This window comes from Streptomyces sp. NPDC016851, from assembly GCF_055562795.1.
In genome coordinates, this window is the sequence record NZ_JBVHEP010000038.1 from 27,748 (window position 1) to 47,197 (window position 19,450).

Here is a 19,450-nt window from a genome sequence, read left to right on the forward strand (position 1 = left end):
CCCGGTCAGGCTCCGGAAACCCCATGGTAGCCATCCTGGGCCCCAGGATCGCCTTCAGGCCAATGTGAGGACCGTCTACCCGAGAAACGCGAGAGGCGGGCGCCGGATTTCTCCGGGCCCGCCTCCGCGGTGTCGAGCCGGTGGCATGACGGTGTCCACCGGGCTGCCGGGGGCCTTCTAGACCGTGAGCAAGGCCTCCAGCGGTGCGCCGTTCAGAGCCGGTTCCAGGCGGCCGCGGCCGCTGAGGAAGGCGAGCTCCATGAGGACGGCGAGGCCCGCGACCTCGGCGCCGGCCCGGCGGATGAGCTGGACCGAGGCCTCGGCGGTGCCGCCGGTGGCGAGGACGTCGTCGACGATCAGGACGCGGTCGTCGGCGGTCAGGTCCTCGGCGTGCACCTCGATCTCCGCCGAGCCGTACTCCAGCTCGTAGGCCTGGCCGAGGGTGGCTCCGGGGAGCTTGCCCGCCTTGCGTACGGGGATGAAGCCGAGGCCGGCGCGGACGGCGACGGGGGCGCCGAGGATGAAGCCCCGGGCCTCCAGGCCGACGACCTTGGTGGCACCGGTGCGCTCGGCGATCTCGGCGAGGGCGTCGGTGAGCGCGGTGAACGCCGCCGGGTCCGCCAGGAGCGGGGTGATGTCCTTGAACATCACGCCCGGCTCCGGGTAGTCCGCCACGTCCCTGATGCGGCTGAGCAGCAGCTCCCTGATGTCGGTCATCGGCGCTTCCCCGACGGACGGCCACGGCCGCGGGTGCGGGACGCGGGCTGGTTGCGGGGTCCGACGACCGCGGGTGCGGCGTCCTCGGGCTCGCCGTCGTACGACTCGTCGCCCTCGTGGGACTCGGTCTCGCCCTGGGTGCCGGACTGGGCCCGCTTGGCGAGGACGCGCTTCCTGAGGGCCTTCATCTGCGGCTCGCGCTCCTTGAGGTCGGCGACGAGCGGCGTGGCGATGAAGATCGAGGAGTACGCACCGGCGGCCAGACCGACGAACAGCGACAGCGAGATGTCGTTCAGCATGCCGGCGCCGAGGACACCGCCACCGATGAACAGCAGGCCCGCCACCGGCAGCAGCGCGACCACCGTGGTGTTGACGGAGCGGACCAGGGTGCTGTTGATCGAGCGGTTGGCGATGTCGCTGTACGTCCAGCGGGTCTGTTTGGTGATGTCCTTCGTCTGCTCCTTGAGGCTGTCGAAGACCACGACCGTGTCGTAGAGCGAGTAGCCGAGGATGGTCAGCAGACCGATCACCGTGCCCGGTGTGACCTCGAAGCCGACGAGGGCGTAGATGCCGACCGTGATGGTGATGTCGTGGATCAGTGCGACGAACGCGGCGAGCGCCATACGCCACTCGAAGGCGATCGCCAGGTAGATCACCACGAGGACCAGGAAGATGCCGAGGCCCTGCCAGGCCTTGTTCGCGATCTGCTCGCCCCAGCTGGGGCCGACCAGTTCGGCGTTGATCTGCTCCGAGTCGATCTTGAGGTCGTCGGCGAGGCTGTTCTTGATCTTGTTCGCCGCGTCGGTGTCGATGCCGGCGACCTGGATGCGCAGGCTGCCGTCACCCAGCTTCTGGACGATCGCGTCGTGGCCGGAGGCCTCTTCGGCGTACTCCTCCGCCTGGGACACCGAAGCGCTGGTGTTCTTCGGCGTGTTGAAGACGGCGCCGCCCTCGAACTCGATGCCCATGTTCAGGCCGCGGACCGCCAGGCCGACGATGGCCGTGATGGTGATCAGGATGGACAGGCCGTACCAGATCTTGCGGTTCTTGACGAAGTCGTAGCCGACCTCGCCACGGTGCAGCCGGGCGCCGAGGTTGCCGAGTTTCGACATCTCAGGCCTCCTTGGGGTCGACGGGGGCGGCGGGACGGCGGGTGCGGCGCAGCGGTGGCTGCGCCCCCAGGCTCTTCGGGTCGAGGCCGGACCACTTGTGGCCGTTCGCGAAGAACGGGCGGCGGGCCATCAGCGTCAGCAGCGGCTTCGTGAAGAGGAACACGACGACCACGTCGAGCAGGGTGGTCAGGCCGAGCGTGAACGCGAAGCCCTGGACCTTGCCGACGGTGACGATGAAGAGCACCGCGGCGGCGAGGAACGACACGAAGTCGGAGACCAGGATGGTGCGCCGGGCACGCGGCCAGGCCCGCTCGACGGCGGGGCGCAGTGAGCGGCCCTCCCGGATCTCGTCGCGGACGCGTTCGAAGTACACGATGAACGAGTCCGCGGTGATGCCGATCGCGACGATGGCACCGCACACGGCCGGCAGGTTCAGGGCGAAGCCGATGGCCGGGCCGAGCAGGGCCATGAGCGTGTAGGTGAGCGCGGCGGACACCAGCAGCGAGAGGATCGCGATGAACGACAGGCCGCGGTAGTAGGCCAGCAGATAGATGACGACCAGCGCGAGACCGATCGCGCCTGCGATCAGGCCGGCGTTCAGCTGGTCACCGCCCAGCGCGGCGGTCACCGTCGTCATGCTGTCCACCTTGAAGGTCAACGGCAGCGCACCGTACGACAGCATGTTGGCGAGTTCCTGGGCGGACTGCTGGGTGAAGTTGCCGGAGATCTCGGCGTTGCCGCCGGTCAGGGCCTGCCTCACGAACGGGTCGGATACCACGTCGCCGTCGAGGACGATCGCGAACTGGTTCTGCGGCGGCTGGTTCTGCGCCAGCTTGCCGGTGATGTCCGCGAACTTCTTGGCGCCGCCGTCCGTGAAGTCCATCGTGACCGTCCAGCCCGCCCCGGTCTGGGTGTTCAGGACGGCCTGGGCCTTGTCGACGTCGGTGCCGTCGACCTCGGCGGGGCCGAGGATGTACTTCTGCCACTGACCCTGCGAGTTCTTGCCGCAGGCCAGGGTGAGCTGGGAGGCCTTGACGCCGTCGCCCACGGTGGAGCGGGTCTTCTCGTTGGTGCAGTCGAGCTTGGCGTACTGCTCCTGGAGCTTGCTCGCGTCGGCGGCAGCACCGTCGGACGGGGAGGGGCTGGCCTTCGCCTTGTCCGAGGCGCCCGCGGACGGCGTCGCGTCGGCCTTCAGAGCGTCCGTGACCGCGCGGCCCTGCGTGGTGGGCGAGGCGGACGGGGAGGCGGAGCCCTTGTCGGTGGCCTCGGGCTTGTCGGTGGCCTTGCCGGACGGCTTGTCCGAGGGACTTCCCGTGGGGCTCGGCGAGGGGCTCGTCGCGCCGGCGCCGCCGGAGACCTCGGTGGCGACGACCGGGCGGAAGTAGAGCTTGGCGGTGGTGCCGACCTGCTTGCGAGCCTGCTCGGAGTTCGTGCCCTTGGGGATGTTGACGATGATGTTGTCCCGGCCCTGCGTCTGGACCTCGGACTCCTGGACGCCCAGACCGTTGACACGTCGCTCCATGATGGAGACGGCGGTGTCCATGTTGGTCTTGTTGATCGCCGCTTCGTTGCCGGCCTCGGGGACCGCGCGGAGCGTGATGCTGGTGCCGCCGGCCAGGTCGATGCCGAGACGCGGGGTGGTGTGCCCCGAGGCGAACATCCCACCGGTGAGCGCCGCGATGGCGATCAGGATCAGGGCCAGCGAGCGCCCCGGCTTGCTCTGGGCGCTCGCGCTCCGGCCCTTTTTAGGTGTGGCCACCTTCTCGTACTCCCTCTCGGGCCGCCTCGCTCCGGATCGGCGGACGGGCGGCCATCACATGGTGTCGGGACTCCGTGCGAGCCGGTCGTGTCCCGGGATGCGCGGGCCGGGCCCGTGCACCCCGGGACGCGACTACTTCGCCTCGGAGCCGCCGTCGGACTTCTTCGGCTCTTCGTCCGTCTTCGCCTCGCCGGCCGGGGCGTCGTCGGCCGGCTCCTCGGCCGCGTCCTTCTTGCCGAGGTCGACGGCCTTGTCGTCAGCGGAGGCGTCGGCGGCGGAGTCACCGGTCTCGGTGAGGGAGGAGGCGTCGTCCGGGACGAGGTCGGCGTCGGACTTCAGGTCGTGCTCGACGCCGTGGACGATGCGGTTGTACTCGTCGTCGGTGAGGACGGCGCCGATGGAGTTCTTGGCGAAGAGGAGCTCGACGCCCGGGCCGGCGTCGACGAGGACGGTGTCCTCGTTGACCTCCTTGACCGTGGCGTACATGCCCCCGATGGTGCGGACACCGCTGCCGGGCTGCATTTGGTTCCGCATCTCCACGGCCTGCTGCTGCTTCTTCTTGGCCGACCGGGTCATCAGGAACATGGCCCCGATGAGCACGATGAACGGGAGGAGGGTCAGGAGACTCACGGGTCGGTACTTCCTTCACACGACCGCGCTGTGAGCGGCCAGATGGTTGGGGGTGTGTACGCCGCCGACAAAGGCGGCATCGGCGGAGTCTAAGCGAGTCCGCGCGCATGGAACAACGCTCAGCATGGCACCGGGGTTCCTGCTCCGGCCACTGGCCTCGCCGTACCGGAGCCGTGACTGCGCCGTCACGCCCCGAACAGGTTCTGTTGTCCGTTTCCGGCGGTCTGGGAGCGGGGTGGTGTCAGGCCGAGATGCGCCCATGCGGCGGGGGTGGCGACCCGGCCGCGCGGGGTGCGGGCCAGCAGGCCCTCCCGTACCAGGAAGGGCTCGGCGACTTCCTCCACGGTCTCACGCTCCTCCCCCACCGCGACCGCCAGCGTGGACAGGCCGACGGGGCCGCCGCCGAACAGCTTGAGCAGGGCTTCCAGTACACCGCGGTCGAGGCGGTCGAGGCCGCGGGCGTCCACCTCGTACACGGCGAGGGCGGCCGCCGCGATGTCCCTGGTGATCAGGCCGTCGGCCTTGACCTGCGCGTAGTCCCGGACGCGGCGCAGCAGGCGGTTGGCGATGCGGGGCGTGCCGCGGGAGCGTCCGGCGATCTCGGCGGCGCCGTCCGGCTCGATCTCGACTTCGAGGAGATCCGCGGAGCGGTGGATGACCCGCTCCAGTTCGGCCGGTTCGTAGAACTCCATGTGGGCGGTGAAGCCGAAGCGGTCGCGCAGCGGGGGCGGCAGCAGGCCCGCGCGGGTGGTGGCGCCGACCAGGGTGAAGGGGGGCAGCTCCAGCGGGATGGCGGTGGCGCCCGGGCCCTTGCCGACGATGACGTCGACGCGGAAGTCCTCCATCGCCATGTACAGCATCTCCTCGGCGGGCCGGGACATGCGGTGGATCTCGTCGAGGAAGAGGACCTCGCCCTCCTGGAGGGAGGAGAGGATCGCGGCAAGGTCTCCGGCGTGCTGGATGGCGGGGCCCGACGTGATGCGGATGGGGGCGCCCATCTCGGCCGCGATGATCATCGACAGGGTGGTCTTGCCGAGGCCGGGGGCGCCGGAGAGCAGCACGTGGTCGGCGGTGGCGCCCCGCGCGCGTGCGGCGCGCAGCACCAGGTCGAGCTGTTCGCGGACCTTCTCCTGCCCGATGAACTCGCCCAGGTCCTTGGGGCGCAGGGCGGCCTCGACGGCCTGGTCCTCACGGTCGGCAGACGCACCGACGAGCCGCTCGGCGGCATCGGCGTCGGTCGTGTCGTCCCAGTTCATGGAGTGTGCCTCGGAATCTCGGTGCGGATCATCGGGCGCGGTTCAGGGTCTGCAGGGCCGCCTTCAGCAGCTGTCCCACCTGGGGCGTGCCCTCGGCGGCCTCGGCCTGCGGCGCGACGGCGGTCACGGCCTCGTCGGCCTCCCGGGTCGCGTAGCCGAGTCCGATCAGGGCGGCGTGCAGCTGGTCGCGCCAGCCCGCGCTGACGGCCGTACCGACGGCGGGGGCGCCGACCGGCTCGCCGAGGCGGTCCTTCAGCTCCAACAGCAGCTTCTGGGCGCCCTTCTTGCCGATGCCGGGGACGGCCGTGAGCGCCTTCTCGTCGCCGGTGGCGACGGCCCGGCGCAGGGCGTCCGGGGTGTGCACGGCGAGCATGGCCTGGGCGAGCCGGGGGCCGACACCGCTGGCCGTCTGGAGCAGCTCGAAGGTCTGCCGCTCGTCGTCGTCCGCGAAGCCGTACAGGGTGAGTGAGTCCTCCCGTACGACGAGGGACGTGTGCAGTTTGGCGGGCTGGCCCATGCGCAGCGTGGACAGCGTGTTCGGCGTGCACTGGACGGCCATGCCGACGCCGCCGACCTCGACGACCGCGGCGTCGGGGGCGAGCGCGGCGACCGTGCCGCTGACGAAGGCGATCATGCCGTACGGCCTTTCGATGTGTGCAGGGCGACGGCCTGCTGGAGTCGGTTCTGCGCGGGGGCGCGCCAGATGTGGCAGATGGCGAGGGCGAGGGCGTCGGCCGCGTCGGCGGGCTTGGGCGGTGCGCTCAGCCGGAGCAGGCGGGTCACCATGGCGCCCACCTGGGCCTTGTCGGCCCGGCCGCTGCCGGTGACGGCGGCCTTGACCTCGCTCGGCGTGTGCAGCGCCACGGGGATGCCGCGACGGGATGCGCACAGCAGGGCGACGGCGCTGGCCTGGGCCGTGCCCATCACCGTACGGACGTTGTGCTGGCTGAAGACGCGCTCGACGGCGACGAGCTCCGGCCGGTGCTCGTCCAGCCACTGTTCGATGCCCTGCTCGATGGCGACGAGGCGGTGGCCGAGGTCCGCGTCCGAGGGCGTGCGGACGACGCCGACGCCGATCATGGTGAGCGGCCGCCCGGCGACGCCCTCGACCACGCCGACACCGCACCGGGTCAGGCCCGGGTCCACCCCCAGAACGCGCACGCGCCCTCCCTCTCGATCGCCTGTTCCTGCAGGCTATCGGGTGCCACCGACAACGCGACGGGCCGACGGGGTGTGTCCCGTCGGCCCGTTGGGTCCCGCGGAGTCCGCGACGGCGTTACGCGCCGACCTTCTCCATGACTTCGTCGCTGACGTCGAAGTTGGCGAAGACGTTCTGCACGTCGTCGCTGTCCTCCAGCGCGTCGATCAGCTTGAAGATCTTCTTGGCGCCCTCCTCGTCCAGCTCGACCTGCATGGTCGGGACGAAGTTGGCGTCGGCGGAGTCGTAGTCGATGCCGGCGTCCTGGAGGGCGGTGCGGACCGCGACCAGGTCGGTGGCCTCGCTGAGGACCTCGAAGGTCTCGCCGAGGTCGTTGACCTCTTCGGCGCCCGCGTCCAGCACGGCGGTCAGGACGTCGTCCTCGGTCAGCTCGCCCTTGGGGACGATCACGACGCCCTTGCGGTTGAACAGGTACGACACCGAGCCCGGGTCGGCCATGGAGCCGCCGTTGCGGGTCATGGCCACACGGACCTCGGAGGCGGCACGGTTGCGGTTGTCGGTGAGGCACTCGATGAGCACGGCGACACCGTTCGGGCCGTAGCCCTCGTACATGATCGTCTCGTAGTCGGCGCCGCCGGCCTCCAGGCCCGCGCCGCGCTTGACCGCGGAGTCGATGTTCTTGTTGGGGACCGACGACTTCTTCGCCTTCTGGATGGCGTCGTAGAGCGTCGGGTTGCCTTCGGGGTCGGCGCCGCCCATCCGGGCCGCCACCTCGATGTTCTTGATCAGCTTCGCGAAGAGCTTGCCGCGCTTGGCATCGATGACGGCCTTCTTGTGCTTCGTCGTGGCCCATTTAGAGTGGCCGGACATCTGCCTGTCTCCTTCGCGTAACCCATCTCAGCAACGAACGCAGGAATCCTACAAGGACTCGGCCGTCCGGTTCGCGCGCACCATGTCGACGAACAGGGCGTGCACACGGTGGTCGCCGGTCAGTTCCGGGTGGAACGACGTGGCCAGAGCGTTGCCCTGCCGGACCGCGACGATGTGGCCGTCGTGCTCGGCGAGGACCTCGGCCCGGGCGCCGACGGACTCGACCCAGGGGGCGCGGATGAAGACGCCCTCCACCGGGTCGCCCTCGACGCCCTTGACGTCGACGGCCGCCTCGAAGGACTCGTTCTGCCGGCCGAAGGCGTTGCGGCGCACGATCATGTCGATGCCGCCGACGGTCTCCTGGCCCGAGCGCGGGTCGAGGATCTTGTCGGCGAGCATGATCATGCCGGCGCAGGTGCCGTAGACGGGCATGCCGTCCCGCACGCGTGCGCGGAGCGGCTCCATCAGGCCGAACAGCACCGCCAGCTTGGAAATGGTGGTGGACTCGCCGCCGGGGATGACGAGGCCGTCCGCCTCGGCGAGTTCTTCGGGGCGCCGCACCGGCCTGGCCACGGCATCGGCCGCGGCCAGGGCGACGAGGTGCTCCCGTACGTCGCCCTGGAGGGCCAGGACGCCTATGACAGGAGTGCTCATGGGGGTTACCAGCCGCGGTTGGCGTAGCGCTCGGTCTCGGGGAGGGTGTCGCAGTTGATGCCGACCATGGCCTCGCCGAGGTTGCGGGACGCGTCGGCGATGATCTTCGGGTCGTCGTAGAAGGTGGTGGCCTTCACGATGGCGGCGGCGCGCTTGGCCGGGTCGCCGGACTTGAAGATGCCGGAGCCGACGAAGACGCCCTCGGCGCCGAGCTGGCGCATCAGGGCCGCGTCGGCCGGGGTGGCGACACCGCCGGCGGAGAACAGCACGACGGGGAGCTTGCCGAGTTCGGCGACCTCGCGCACGAGCTCGTACGGGGCGCGCAGCTCCTTGGCGGCGGCGTACAGCTCGTTGTTGTCGAAGCCGCGCAGCTTGGCGATCTCGTTCTTGATCTGGCGCAGGTGGCGGACGGCCTCGACGACGTTGCCGGTGCCGGCCTCGCCCTTGGAGCGGATCATCGCGGCGCCCTCGGCGATGCGGCGCAGGGCCTCGCCCAGGTTGGTGGCACCACAGACGAACGGCGTGGTGAAGGCCCACTTGTCGGAGTGGTTGACCTCGTCGGCCGGGGTGAGGACCTCGGACTCGTCGATGTAGTCGACGCCGAGGGACTGCAGGACCTGGGCCTCGACGAAGTGGCCGATGCGGGACTTGGCCATCACCGGGATCGAGACGGCCTCGATGATGCCCTCGATCATGTCCGGGTCGGACATGCGGGCCACGCCGCCGTCCTTGCGGATGTCGGCCGGGACCCGCTCCAGGGCCATGACGGCGACGGCGCCCGCGTCCTCGGCGATCTTCGCCTGCTCCGGCGTGACGACGTCCATGATGACGCCGCCCTTGAGCTGCTCGGCCATACCGCGCTTCACACGGGCGGTGCCGGTCTCGGGGGCCTGGGAGTTGGGAGACGTGGTGGACACGGAAGACCTCGCTACGGAAGGGGGATTCTGCAGCACCGAGGAAACGCGAGGGGACCAGGCCACAGCAAGGGCCAATGGGAACGCTGTGGATCCTTTTCCGGCGGACCGGCCCGGGAACGGGGCGTGGACGGGGCTCAGGCGGCCCGGTCCGCCAGGGCCGCCGGAGGCTCGTCGTCCATTTCGAAGGCCAGGGGGAACGGGGCGTGGCCCGCCAGCCGGAACCAGCGCACCTTGCGGTGCCGGCGCAGGGCACGGGCGGCCCGCACGGCGTCGTTGTGGAAGCGGCGGGCCATCGGGACGCGCCGCACCGCCTGCGCGAGCTCCTCGGCGGCCTCCTCGCCGCCGGGCGCCTCCCGCACCGCCTCCACCTGCTGCACCTCCCCGAAAACGGCCCGCAACGCCTGGCTCAGCTCGCTCTCGGCGACCTCGCGCTGCTCCTCCTCCGCCTGCCGGGCGGCGTGCGCGGCCTCGTAGAGCACGATCGAGGCGGCCGGGTCGAGCACCCCGGAGGTGGCCAGTTCCTGGGCGACGGAGGCGCGGCGCAGCAGCTGTGCGTCGAGTGCGGCGCGGGCCGCGTCGATGCGCGCGTGCAGCCGGTCCAGCCGCCCGGCCGTCCAGCTCAGGTACAGGCCGATCACCACGAGGGCGACGAGGATCCAGATGAGGGTTGCGGTCACGGCCCAGAGGCTACCGGTGCCGGCCCAGGCGGCCGGGTGCCCGGTCAAGTGACTGCTCACACGGCCGGGTGCCCGTCAGTCCCGGGCCAGGCCGAGCCTCCCCCACAGCCCGCTGGTCCGCTCGTCCTCGGCCACCGCCGCCGCGCCCGCCGTCACCGTCTCGTAGACGGACAGGATGTCCGCGCCGACGGTGGACCAGTCGAAGCGGCGCACGTGGGCGCTGCCCCGCTCGCGCAGTTCCGCGCGCCGGTCCGGGTCGTCCAGCAGGCGTACGGCCGCGCCGGCCAGGGCGTCGGCGTCCTCGTTGGGGAACAGCTCCCCGGCCTCTCCCCGGTCCAGGACCTGGGCGAAGGCGTCCAGGTCGGAGGCGAGGACGGGGGCCCCGGCGGACATGGCCTCGACCAGGATGATCCCGAAGCTCTCGCCGCCGGTGTTGGGCGCGACGTACAGGTCGACGCTGCGCAGGAAGCGGGCCTTGTCCTCGTCGCTGACCATGCCGAGGAACTCGACACGGGAGCGCAGCTCGGCCGGCAGCGATTCCACCGCCTCCTCCTCGTCACCGCGCCCGGCGACCAGCAGCCGGGTCCGCGGACGGGCGGCGAGGATCTTCGGCAGGGCCTTCATCAGCACCGGCAGGCCCTTGCGGGGCTCGTCGATGCGCCCTATGAAGCCGATCGTGTCCCCCTGCCACTCGGCCTTGGGCTCGGCCTCGGCGAAGAAGTCGACGTCGACGCCGTTCGGGATCACCACCGCGTCACCGCCGAGGTGCTCCACCAGCGTGCGGCGGGCGTACTCGCTCACCGCGATCCGCGCGCTGATCTTCTCCAGGGCGGCCTGGAGGATCGCGTACGCGGCGATCATCGCGCGGGAGCGCGGGTTGGACGTGTGGAATGTGGCGACGATCGGTCCCTGGGCGGCCCAGCAGGTCAGCAGGCCGAGCGAGGGAGAGGTCGGCTCGTGGATGTGGATGACGTCGAACGCGCCCTCGTGCAGCCAGCGGCGCACCCGGGCGGCGCTCAGGAAGCCGAAGTTCAACCGGGCCACCGAGCCGTTGTACGGCACCGGCACCGCACGGCCGGCCGAGACGACGTACGGCGGCAGGGGGGTGTCGTCGTCGGCCGGGGCGAGGACGGACACCTCGTGGCCGAGGCGGAGGAAGTACTCGGCCAGGTCCCGGATGTGGAACTGGACGCCGCCCGGTACGTCCCAGGAGTACGGGCAGACGATGCCGATCCTCACGATGGCCCCTTCGAAGGGTCGAGGTCCGCCAGCCACAGGCGCTGCAGCATGTGCCAGTCCTCCGGGTGGTCGGCGATCCCGGAGGCGAAGGCGTCGGCCAGCGCCTGTGTCATGACGGACGTCTTCTCGGCGCGCGTGCCCGACTCGGGCACTTCGACGGGCGGGTGGACACGGCCGCGCATCTGGGGCGAGTCGTCGTACCAGAGGGTGACGGGGAGCAGCAGGGCTCCCGTCTGCTGGGCGAGCAGGGCCGGGCCGGCCGGCATCCGGGCCGTGTCGCCGAAGAAGCCGACCTCGACACCGGAGGCGGACAGGTCGCGGTCGGCGACCAGGCAGACCAGGCCGCCGTCGCGCAGCCGCCGGGCCAGGGTGCCGAAGGCCGTGCCGCCGCTGTGCGGCAGGACCTCCATGCCGAGGCCCTCGCGGTAGGCGACGAACCGGTCGTACAGCGTCTCCGGCTTCAGGCGCTCGGCGACGGTCGTGAACGGGATGCCGAGCTTCGTGGTGACCCAGGCGCCGGCGAGGTCCCAGTTGGCCAGGTGGGGCAGGGCGAGTATGACGCCCTTGCCGGCGGCCAGGCCCTCGGTCAGGTAGTGCAGGTCCTTGGCGACGAAGCCGCCCTCGATGCGCTCCTTGCTCCAGGCGGGGAGGCGGAACGACTCCATCCAGTAGCGCAGGTACGACCGCATGCCCGCGCGCGAGAGCTCGGCGAGGTGCTCGGGGCTCGCGCCGGGCACCACGCGCGCGTAGTTGCTCTCCAGCCGCTGCACGCCCTTGCCGCGCTGTTTCCAGGCTAGATCGGCGATGGTGTTCCCGAGCCGTACGGCGACCGGCTCGGGGAGCTTCTTGACGGTGCTCCAGCCGAGGCCGTACAGGGCGTCCGTCAGCCGGTCCTGTGCGCTCACGTGGATGCCTCGCTCCCGTGAGAGGCGTTCTCCTGCTCGCCCTCATTGTCGTCCCGCTCGGGGGCGGCGGTCGCCGCCTCGGCCTCCGCGGATTCGCGGCGGACCGTGACGACCCGCTGGATCAGCGTGACGAGGCTGCCCACGGCGACGATCCACAGGGCGACCGGCAGCAGGTACTGGATGCCCGGGACACCGAACGCGTGCAGACCCGCGAGACCGGCCGCGACCAGGGAGATCACCAGTCGCTCGGCCCGTTCGACCAGCCCGTTGACCGCGACCGGCAGGCCGATCGACTCGCCGCGGGCCTTGGTGTACGACACCACCTGGCCGCTCGCCAGGCAGAAGATCGAGACGGCGCACAGGACGAGGTCGTCTCCCCCGCCAGCGTACCAGAGGATGAAGCCGCCGAAGATCGCCCCGTCGGCGACCCGGTCCAGCGTGGAGTCCAGGAAGGCGCCCCAGCGGCTGGAGCGGCCGAGCTGGCGGGCCATGTTGCCGTCGACCAGGTCGGAGAAGACGAACAGCGTGATCACGACCGTGCCCCAGAAGAACTCGCCCATGGGGTAGAAGACCAGCGCGCCCGCGACCACACCGGCGGTGCCGATGAGCGTGACGGTGTCGGGGCTGACGCCCCTCCGGATCAGAAACGCGGCGAACGGTGTGAGAACACGCGTGAAGAATGCACGCGCGTACTTGTTCAGCATGGCCTTCCCGAGGGTCGGTGTCGCCGTCTGGCCCCTGCTGGCCACCGGCTGGCCCATCGTAGCCACGCGTGCGTGCGGGCGACGGGCGGGACCCGAGGCCCGTGTCACGGCGCACCGGTGCGCGGGGCGGGGCGCGATCACGTCCTTCGTATGGACGCACCGTGACGGGAGTGGGAAGGTCGAATAACCGCGGGCGTCGCCGGAGCCGCACCGCACGCGGATCCCGCGTGTCCGCGCCCACAGTGACCTCACCGTGCACGGGAGGCAGGATCATGGGCGACAAGGCACAGACACACCCTGGGGCCGCCGGCAGGGCACAGGCGGCCGACCACCCCCAGTCCGTACGGAATGTGGTGCTGGTCGGCCACTCCGGATCGGGCAAGACCACGTTGGTGGAGGCCCTCGCGCTCACGGCGGGGGCAGTGAACCGGGCGGGCCGCGTGGAGGACGGCGGCACCGTCTCCGACTACGACGAGATCGAGCACCGGCAACAGCGCTCGGTGCAGCTCTCCCTGGTACCCGTCGAGTGGGACGGCATCAAGGTCAATGTCCTCGACACCCCCGGATACGCCGACTTCGTCGGTGAACTCAGGGCCGGTCTGCGAGCGGCGGACGCGGCCCTCTTCGTCGTCTCGGCCTCGGACGGCGTGGACGGCTCGACCCGCATGGTGTGGGAGGAGTGCGCGGCCGTGGGCATGCCCCGGGCCATCGTCGTCACGCACCTGGAGGCGGCGCGCGCCGACTTCGAGGAGATGACCCGGATCTGCGCGGAGGCCTTCGGCGCGGACGACCCCGACGCGGTCCTGCCGCTCTACCTGCCGCTGCACGGGCCGCAGGCGCCGGACGGGCACGCTCCCGTGACCGGCCTGATCGGGCTGCTGTCGCAGAAGCTGTTCGACTACTCGACCGGCGAGCGCAAGGAGTCCGAGCCGGGCGAGGACCAGCTGCCGCTGATCGAGGAGGCCCGCAACCGGCTGATCGAGGGGATCATCTCGGAGAGCGAGGACGAGACCCTCATGGACCGCTACCTCGGCGGGGAACCGGTCGACGTCAAGACCCTGATCGAGGACCTGGAGCGGGCCGTCGCACGCGGGGTCTTCTTCCCCGTCCTGGCCGCCGCCCCCGCGACCGAGGGCTCCCGGCAGGGGCTCGGCACGGTCGAGCTGCTGGAGCTGATCACCCGTGGCTTCCCCACGCCCCTGGAGCACGAGACGCTGCGGGTGACGACGGTCGACGGCAAGCCGCGCGAGCTCAAGCCGTGCGACCCGGACGCGCCGCTGGTCGCGGAGGTCGTGAAGACCTCCTCGGACCCGTACGTCGGCCGGCTGTCGCTGATCCGGGTCTTCTCCGGCACCCTGCGGGCCGACCAGACGGTCCACGTCTCCGGGCACGGCCTGGCCGACCGCGGGCACGAGGACCACGACGTCGACGAGCGGATCGGCGCCCTGTCCACCCCGTTCGGCAAGCAGCAGCGCCCGGTGTCGCACGTGATCGCCGGTGACCTGGCGTGCGTGGCCAAGCTCAGCCGTGCCGAGACCGGCGACACCCTGTCCGCCAAGGACGACCCGCTGCTCATGGAGCCGTGGCAGATGCCCGACCCGCTGCTGCCGCTGGCCATCCAGGCGCACAGCAAACCGGACGAGGACAAGCTCTCCCAGGGCCTGGCCCGGCTGGTGGCCGAGGACCCGACGATGCGGCTCGAACAGAACCAGGACACCCACCAGGTGGTCCTGTGGTGCCTGGGCGAGGCGCACGCGGACGTCGCCCTGGAGCGGCTGCGCAGCCGCTACGGCGTCCAGGTCGACGTCGTACCGCACAGGGTGTCCCTGCGCGAGACGTTCGCGACCAAGGCCGCCGGGCGTGGCCGGCACGTCAAACAGTCCGGCGGGCACGGGCAGTTCGCCATCTGCGAGATCGAGGTGGAGCCGCTGCCGGGCGGCTCGGGCATCGAGTTCGTGGACAAGGTCGTCGGCGGCGCGGTGCCCCGGCAGTTCATCCCGTCGGTGGAGAAGGGCGTACGCGCCCAGGCCGCCAAGGGAGTCGCCGCCGGATATCCGCTCATCGACGTACGCGTGACCCTCCTGGACGGCAAGGCGCACTCGGTGGACTCCTCCGACGCCGCGTTCCAGACGGCCGGGGCGCTCGCGCTGCGGGAGGCGGCGTCCGACGCGAAGATCCATTTGCTGGAGCCGGTGGCAGAGGTGTCGGTCCTGGTCGGCGACGACTTCGTGGGCGCCGTGATGAGCGACCTGTCGGGGCGGCGCGGCAGGGTGCTCGGCACCGAGCAGACACCCGGCGGGCGCACCGTGATCCGGGCCGAGGTGCCCGAGATCGAGATCGGCCGGTACGCGATCGACCTGCGGTCGATGACGCACGGCACGGCCCGCTTCAGCCGCCGGTACGCACGGCACGAGCCGATGCCGCAGCAGGTGGCGGACCGGATCCGTGAAGAGGAGCGCAAGGCCTCCTAGTTGGGGCCCGAGAGGGCCAAGTGGCCCTCGTGAGGGCTCCCTCCGCACAGGCGGGCGGTTCCAGGGACCGTCCGCCTACGGATGCCGGTGCCTGCGGATACGCTGATGACCTGATCAACAGGTGTGCGGAGCGCGGAACTCGGGAAGGCCGCTTGATGCGGAAGCGGCAGCGATGGGGGCGGCAGTGACGGACGGATTCGACTTCAGCCCAGGGGCCCAGGTGCCCCTGGCGGGTGCGAGCGGCCAGACCGCGGCGACCTACGGCCTGGCCGCGGCGGCGTACCGGGACGACGAGGTCACCAAGATCCTGAACGCCGACAACGAGTGGCACCAGTCGAAGGTGACCCCTCCGCGCTCCTGGGCGAAGATCTTCCGCCCCAACTTCGGCGAGGCCTTCTCCCGCGCCGTCATCGACCGCATGCTGGGCGCCGGGCGCAAGCCGGTCATCCAGTCCTTCGGCATCGAGCCCCAGGTCGTCGTGGAGCACTGTCTGGCGGCCCACCGCATCCGCCGCGACCGCGACAACTGGCTGTCGGCGGTCACGGTGATCTGCGGGGTGCTCTTCCTGCCCGGCTTCCTCGTGTGGCTGCTGGTGTTCACGCTGCGCACCACGATGGCCAAGCGCGAGGACAAGCGGGCCGGCGCCCTCGCCACGACCCTGCTGGTCGCGGTGGGCGCGCTCGCCGTGCTGTTCCTGATCCGCATGCCGTTCGAAGGCTTCTGGGCGCTGTACGGGCGCGCGGCCGTCGTCATGCCGGTCGTCGGCTGGTTCTGGGCCAAGCAGATCTGTGAGCGGACGGCCCGGGACCTGCGGGAGCGCTGGTCGAGCCTGCTGTCGGGCGGCGGTGTGGGCGCCAAGATCCCCGAGGCGGTGCCGGGCAACCCCGGTGACGCGGCCGAGCAGGTCCGCAAGGAGCTGGCCCGTCTGGCCGCCGAGCAGCGGTCCAACTCGGTCTTCTACGCCGGGCCCAAGGGCATACTCGGCATGGGCACGCGGTGGGGCAGCTGGCAGCTGGCCGAGGAGCTGGTGTCCGCCGAGCCGGGCAAGGACTTCCACCCCTTCCGCAGCTGGGACGTCATCGTGGCGATCCAGGGCGGCCTGGGCATGCTGGAGCGCACGTCCATCAACACCGGCGGCTTCACCAAGCCGTCCATCACGCACTGGATCGTCACGCCGATCGGCGAGAAGGCGACGGAGGTGTCCCGGCCGAGCGGCGCGGACGTCGACGCGTACACGGTCCGGACGCACGCCATACAGGACATCTGCAACAAGCAGCAGTTCGGCAGCGGCGACCGGCACTACCTCGGCGTGCAGTGGACCCTCTGGGACGGTCACCTGGTCATCACGATGCTGATCACGGTGACGGTGCTGCACGAAACGCTGCGCATCGAGGTCACCGGGCATGCGCTGGGGCCGGTCAACTCCCTGTTCAACGAGAAGCCGGCGGCCAAGGAGAAGACGGTCCAGAAGGCCCTCCGCTTCTGGGAGACCCGCACCGTGAAGATGCCCCTGATCGACGCCGACGAGGTGGTGCGGCTGGCCTCGCGCGCCCCGCTGACCTGGTATCCGCCGCTGCTGAAATGGCTGGGCGGCAGCCTGACGCTTCCGGAGCCGTTCGGTCTGCGGCACTCGTGGGCGGACCAGCCGTGGCGGCACCGGTTCATGGCGGACGACGCGCTGCGGGCTGCGACGCCTGTGCTGCGGGTGGTGCACGCGGCGGCGCTGAAGGTGCTGCGGGAGAACGGGGTGGACGTGGAGAAGTTCGGCTCCAGGTCGGCGGCGCTCAGTGGGGCGGTGCAGGAGGCTTCGCCGAAGAAGGCGGATGTGTACGACGCCTAGGTGTCCTGCTCGGAGTCGTTGGCCGGGGCGGACCGCTCGACGTCCTCGTCGGCCGCGGCCCAACTGGCCAGCAGGTTCAGGCCGTCCTGTGAGGGCGAGGTGGGCTCGGCGGTGTAGGTGAGGAGGAACTGGCCGGAGCCGTCCCCGAGCGGGAAGGTCTCGAAGGGCAGGTCGAGGTCGCCGACGACCGGGTGGTGGAGGAGCTTCACTCCGGTGGTGTGGATGCGGACGTTGTGCGCGGCCCAGCGGTGGCGGAACTCCTCGCTGCGGGTGGACAGTTCGCCTATCAGGTCCATCAACCGACGGTCGTAGGGCTCGCGGCCGGCCTCGGCGCGCAGCATGGCGACGGTGTCACCCGCGACCTTGTCCCATTCCCGGAAGAACTCGGTGGCGCGCGGGTCGAGGAAGACGAACCGGGCGTTGTTGGGCGGCCGCGCCGGGTCGGCGTAGACGGGAGAGAACAGGGCGCGCCCGAGGTGGTTGTCGGCCAGGATGTCCCCGCGTCCGCTGAGGACGAACGCGGGTGTGCCGGTCATCGAGTCGAGGACTCGCTGCACCGCTGGCCGCACGCGCTGCTGGACGGGGCGGCGGCGTGGCGGGCGGGTCGTGCCGGCGCCGCGCAGGAGGCGAAGCAGGTGGATTCGTTCGGCCTCGTCGAGCTGAAGCGCTTGTGCGATGCCTTCGATCACGCTCTCCGAGACGCCGGTGGCGTTGCCGCGCTCCAGCCGGGTGTAGTACTCGCTGGAGATGCCCGCGAGAAGGGCGACCTCCTCGCGGCGCAGCCCTGTGACGCGTCGACGCTCGCCCCCGTAGGTGGGCAGTCCCACCTGCTCGGGAGTCACCTTGGCCCGTCGCGTACCGAGGAATTCCCGGATCTCCGCGCGAAAATCGTCACGGATGTCACGGTTGGTGCCGTACGGGTCGTTTCTGCCTGCCATGCGCTCCACTCTACGAGCGCCCGCGCCCGGCAGGGGGTCCCTCTCAGTGACCCCCTCCTCAGGGACTCCCACGCTCCCGTGACAGCCGGTTTCGTTGGTGGTGCACCGCCCCCGGTGGTGTGAACGGCCGGAGAGAGCGGCGCTTGTGCCCCCCGTCTCCAGCCTTCTCCGCGGCGCCGTCGGCGCCGCACCCGTCACTCCCGCACACACCGGGTGCCGGACCACGGCACCCGAAAGGAACCCTCATGAGCAAGGTCATTCTCGTCACCGGTGCCGGACGCGGTCTGGGCACGGACATCGCCCGCGAGGCCCTCACCGCCGGCCACCAGGTCGTCGCGACCGGCCGCCGCCCCGACGAGGTCGAGAAGACCCTGGGCGGGCCGCAGGACAACCTGCTGGTCGCCAAGCTCGACGTCACCAGTCCCGAGGACGCCGAGTCCGCGGCGCAGGCCGCCGTCGACCGCTTCGGCCGCATCGACGTCCTGGTCAACAACGCCGGGAACCTCTTCACCGGCTACTTCGAGGAGATCTCGCCCGCGCAGATGCGCCGGCAGTTCGAGACCAACCTCTTTGGCCCGATGAACGTGACCCGCGCGGTCCTGCCGATCATGCGCCGACAGCGCGCCGGCCACGTCATCACCATCACCTCGACCGCAGGCCTGGTCGGCATGGAGTTCACCTCCGCCTACGCCGCCTCCAAGTTCGCGGAAGAGGGCTGGATGGAGTCCCTGCGCCACGACGTCGAGCCGTACAACATCCACACCACCACCGTGGAGCCCGGCTACTTCCGGACCGAACTCCTCGTGGACGGCTCCACCACCTGGCCCGAGCTCTCCATCGACGACTACGCCCTGCGGACCGCCCCGAGGATCGAGGGCATGAAGAGCATGAACGGCCGGCAGCCCGGCGACCCCGCCAAGCTCGCCCGTGCCCTGCTCACCATCGCCCGGCAGGACAAGCCCCCGCACCGCTTCGTCGCCGGAGCGGACGCCATCGACGCCGTCGAGGCCAAGGCGAAGGAACTCCTCGCCCAGGCCGAGGCCTCCCGCGAGCTGGGCGGCAGCCTCGCCTACGACGACACCCACGCCTGAGAGGGACGACATGCCGCTCAAAGGCGAGTACGAGCCGAGCAAGGCACAGTTCGTGCGTGACCAGGTGGAGCTGTACGAGAGTTCCGGCGGCACCGAAGGAACGACGCTGAGCGTCCTCGTCGCACGCGAGGAAGACGAGAGGGTACGGGACCTGCCCGTCGTCATCCTGACCACCCTGGGCGCGAAGACCGGCAAGATCCGCAAGACCCCGGTCATGCGGGTGGAGCACGACGGCTCGTATGCCGTGGTCGCCTCCATGGCGGGAGCCCCCAGCCACCCCGTCTGGTACCACAACGCGGTGGCCGACCCTCGAGTCGAGCTTCAGGACGGCCCGGTACGCCAGGACATGCTGGCCCGCGAGGTGACCGGGGACGAGAAGGCCCTCTGGTGGGCCCGAGCCGTCGAGGCGTTCCCGGACTACGCCGAGTACCAGAGGAAGACGGACCGCGAGATCCCGGTCCTCGTTCTGGAGCCCGCCGCTCACGACCACTGACACGGCCGGCACCAAGGC

Annotated in this window: 19 protein-coding genes; 4 read left to right on the forward strand and 15 right to left on the reverse strand. The window is 70.8% G+C overall.

Annotation, left to right across the window (positions count from 1 at the left end):
• Window positions 1-177: 177 nt before the first annotated feature.
• The 14 genes from ACZ3I3_RS38910 to pgsA form a co-directional block, all read right to left on the reverse strand.
• On the reverse strand, window positions 178-717 hold the full coding sequence (locus ACZ3I3_RS38910) for an adenine phosphoribosyltransferase (protein ID WP_467372508.1): 540 nt from the start codon (window positions 715-717) through the stop codon (window positions 178-180).
• Entirely contained in the window at window positions 714-1,829 is a 1,116-nt protein-coding gene (secF, locus tag ACZ3I3_RS38915) for a protein translocase subunit SecF (RefSeq protein ID WP_467372509.1), read from the reverse strand. The genes ACZ3I3_RS38910 and secF overlap by 4 nt, the downstream gene beginning before the upstream one ends.
• Window position 1,830: 1 nt before the next feature.
• Window positions 1,831-3,588: a protein translocase subunit SecD gene (gene secD / locus ACZ3I3_RS38920; RefSeq protein WP_467372510.1), complete on the reverse strand. Its 1,758-nt coding sequence runs from the start codon at window positions 3,586-3,588 to the stop codon at window positions 1,831-1,833.
• A 132-nt stretch (window positions 3,589-3,720) separates the two neighbouring features.
• Entirely contained in the window at window positions 3,721-4,218 is a 498-nt protein-coding gene (gene yajC, locus ACZ3I3_RS38925; protein ID WP_467372511.1) for a preprotein translocase subunit YajC, read from the reverse strand.
• Window positions 4,219-4,403: 185 nt separating this feature from the next.
• The gene (ruvB, locus tag ACZ3I3_RS38930; RefSeq protein WP_467372512.1) at window positions 4,404-5,474 is read right to left on the reverse strand and encodes a Holliday junction branch migration DNA helicase RuvB; all 1,071 of its coding nucleotides are present in this window, start codon (window positions 5,472-5,474) and stop codon (window positions 4,404-4,406) included.
• 28 nt (window positions 5,475-5,502) lie between these two features.
• On the reverse strand, window positions 5,503-6,108 hold the full coding sequence (gene ruvA, locus ACZ3I3_RS38935) for a Holliday junction branch migration protein RuvA (protein ID WP_467372513.1): 606 nt from the start codon (window positions 6,106-6,108) through the stop codon (window positions 5,503-5,505).
• Window positions 6,105-6,635, reverse strand: coding sequence for a crossover junction endodeoxyribonuclease RuvC (gene ruvC, locus ACZ3I3_RS38940; protein WP_467372514.1), 531 nt, complete (start codon window positions 6,633-6,635; stop codon window positions 6,105-6,107). The genes ruvA and ruvC overlap by 4 nt, the downstream gene beginning before the upstream one ends.
• A 115-nt stretch (window positions 6,636-6,750) precedes the next feature.
• On the reverse strand, window positions 6,751-7,503 hold the full coding sequence (locus ACZ3I3_RS38945) for a YebC/PmpR family DNA-binding transcriptional regulator (RefSeq protein WP_467372515.1): 753 nt from the start codon (window positions 7,501-7,503) through the stop codon (window positions 6,751-6,753).
• Window positions 7,504-7,551: 48 nt separating this feature from the next.
• Window positions 7,552-8,157, reverse strand: a complete 606-nt coding sequence (gene pdxT / locus ACZ3I3_RS38950) for a pyridoxal 5'-phosphate synthase glutaminase subunit PdxT (protein WP_436727972.1) — start codon at window positions 8,155-8,157, stop codon at window positions 7,552-7,554.
• Between the two features lie 5 nt (window positions 8,158-8,162).
• Window positions 8,163-9,074, reverse strand: coding sequence for a pyridoxal 5'-phosphate synthase lyase subunit PdxS (gene pdxS / locus ACZ3I3_RS38955; RefSeq protein WP_356929827.1), 912 nt, complete (start codon window positions 9,072-9,074; stop codon window positions 8,163-8,165).
• Between the two features lie 134 nt (window positions 9,075-9,208).
• The gene (locus tag ACZ3I3_RS38960; RefSeq protein ID WP_306968626.1) at window positions 9,209-9,751 is read right to left on the reverse strand and encodes a LemA family protein; all 543 of its coding nucleotides are present in this window, start codon (window positions 9,749-9,751) and stop codon (window positions 9,209-9,211) included.
• A 75-nt stretch (window positions 9,752-9,826) separates the two neighbouring features.
• Window positions 9,827-10,990: a glycosyltransferase family 4 protein gene (locus ACZ3I3_RS38965; RefSeq protein WP_467372516.1), complete on the reverse strand. Its 1,164-nt coding sequence runs from the start codon at window positions 10,988-10,990 to the stop codon at window positions 9,827-9,829.
• Window positions 10,987-11,895, reverse strand: a complete 909-nt coding sequence (locus ACZ3I3_RS38970) for a phosphatidylinositol mannoside acyltransferase (RefSeq protein WP_467372517.1) — start codon at window positions 11,893-11,895, stop codon at window positions 10,987-10,989. The genes ACZ3I3_RS38965 and ACZ3I3_RS38970 overlap by 4 nt, the downstream gene beginning before the upstream one ends.
• Entirely contained in the window at window positions 11,892-12,656 is a 765-nt protein-coding gene (pgsA, locus tag ACZ3I3_RS38975; protein ID WP_467372533.1) for a phosphatidylinositol phosphate synthase, read from the reverse strand. The genes ACZ3I3_RS38970 and pgsA overlap by 4 nt, the downstream gene beginning before the upstream one ends.
• Window positions 12,657-12,871: 215 nt before the next feature.
• Here pgsA and ACZ3I3_RS38980 point away from each other — a divergent pair, with 215 nt between their 5' ends.
• Together ACZ3I3_RS38980 and ACZ3I3_RS38985 are read left to right on the forward strand one after the other, a co-directional pair.
• On the forward strand, window positions 12,872-15,070 hold the full coding sequence (locus tag ACZ3I3_RS38980; protein WP_467372518.1) for an elongation factor G-like protein EF-G2: 2,199 nt from the start codon (window positions 12,872-12,874) through the stop codon (window positions 15,068-15,070).
• A 172-nt stretch (window positions 15,071-15,242) separates the two neighbouring features.
• Window positions 15,243-16,910 (forward strand): hypothetical protein, encoded by a 1,668-nt coding sequence (locus tag ACZ3I3_RS38985; RefSeq protein ID WP_467372519.1) that lies wholly within the window; start codon window positions 15,243-15,245, stop codon window positions 16,908-16,910.
• Here the strand turns inward: ACZ3I3_RS38985 and ACZ3I3_RS38990 are convergent.
• Complete coding sequence (locus ACZ3I3_RS38990; RefSeq protein WP_467372520.1) at window positions 16,907-17,848, reverse strand: helix-turn-helix transcriptional regulator; 942 nt, start codon at window positions 17,846-17,848, stop codon at window positions 16,907-16,909. The genes ACZ3I3_RS38985 and ACZ3I3_RS38990 overlap by 4 nt on opposite strands.
• 245 nt (window positions 17,849-18,093) lie before the next feature.
• Here ACZ3I3_RS38990 and ACZ3I3_RS38995 point away from each other — a divergent pair, with 245 nt between their 5' ends.
• Window positions 18,094-18,939, forward strand: a complete 846-nt coding sequence (locus tag ACZ3I3_RS38995) for an SDR family oxidoreductase (RefSeq protein WP_467372521.1) — start codon at window positions 18,094-18,096, stop codon at window positions 18,937-18,939.
• 10 nt (window positions 18,940-18,949) lie between these two features.
• Window positions 18,950-19,432: a nitroreductase family deazaflavin-dependent oxidoreductase gene (locus ACZ3I3_RS39000; RefSeq protein WP_467372522.1), complete on the forward strand. Its 483-nt coding sequence runs from the start codon at window positions 18,950-18,952 to the stop codon at window positions 19,430-19,432.
• The last annotated feature ends 18 nt before the right edge of the window (window positions 19,433-19,450 follow it).

Coding starts and splice junctions, on each gene's coding strand:
- ACZ3I3_RS38980 (WP_467372518.1), top strand. CDS start 12,872: ATGGGCGACAAGGCACAGACACACCCTGGGGCCGCCGGCAGGGCACAG.
- ruvB (WP_467372512.1), bottom strand. CDS start 5,474: ATGAACTGGGACGACACGACCGACGCCGATGCCGCCGAGCGGCTCGTC.
- pgsA (WP_467372533.1), bottom strand. CDS start 12,656: ATGGGCCAGCCGGTGGCCAGCAGGGGCCAGACGGCGACACCGACCCTC.
- ACZ3I3_RS38990 (WP_467372520.1), bottom strand. CDS start 17,848: ATGGCAGGCAGAAACGACCCGTACGGCACCAACCGTGACATCCGTGAC.
- secF (WP_467372509.1), bottom strand. CDS start 1,829: ATGTCGAAACTCGGCAACCTCGGCGCCCGGCTGCACCGTGGCGAGGTC.
- ruvA (WP_467372513.1), bottom strand. CDS start 6,108: ATGATCGCCTTCGTCAGCGGCACGGTCGCCGCGCTCGCCCCCGACGCC.
- ACZ3I3_RS38945 (WP_467372515.1), bottom strand. CDS start 7,503: ATGTCCGGCCACTCTAAATGGGCCACGACGAAGCACAAGAAGGCCGTC.
- ACZ3I3_RS39000 (WP_467372522.1), top strand. CDS start 18,950: ATGCCGCTCAAAGGCGAGTACGAGCCGAGCAAGGCACAGTTCGTGCGT.
- ACZ3I3_RS38910 (WP_467372508.1), bottom strand. CDS start 717: ATGACCGACATCAGGGAGCTGCTGCTCAGCCGCATCAGGGACGTGGCG.
- pdxT (WP_436727972.1), bottom strand. CDS start 8,157: ATGAGCACTCCTGTCATAGGCGTCCTGGCCCTCCAGGGCGACGTACGG.
- ACZ3I3_RS38995 (WP_467372521.1), top strand. CDS start 18,094: ATGAGCAAGGTCATTCTCGTCACCGGTGCCGGACGCGGTCTGGGCACG.
- ACZ3I3_RS38985 (WP_467372519.1), top strand. CDS start 15,243: ATGGGGGCGGCAGTGACGGACGGATTCGACTTCAGCCCAGGGGCCCAG.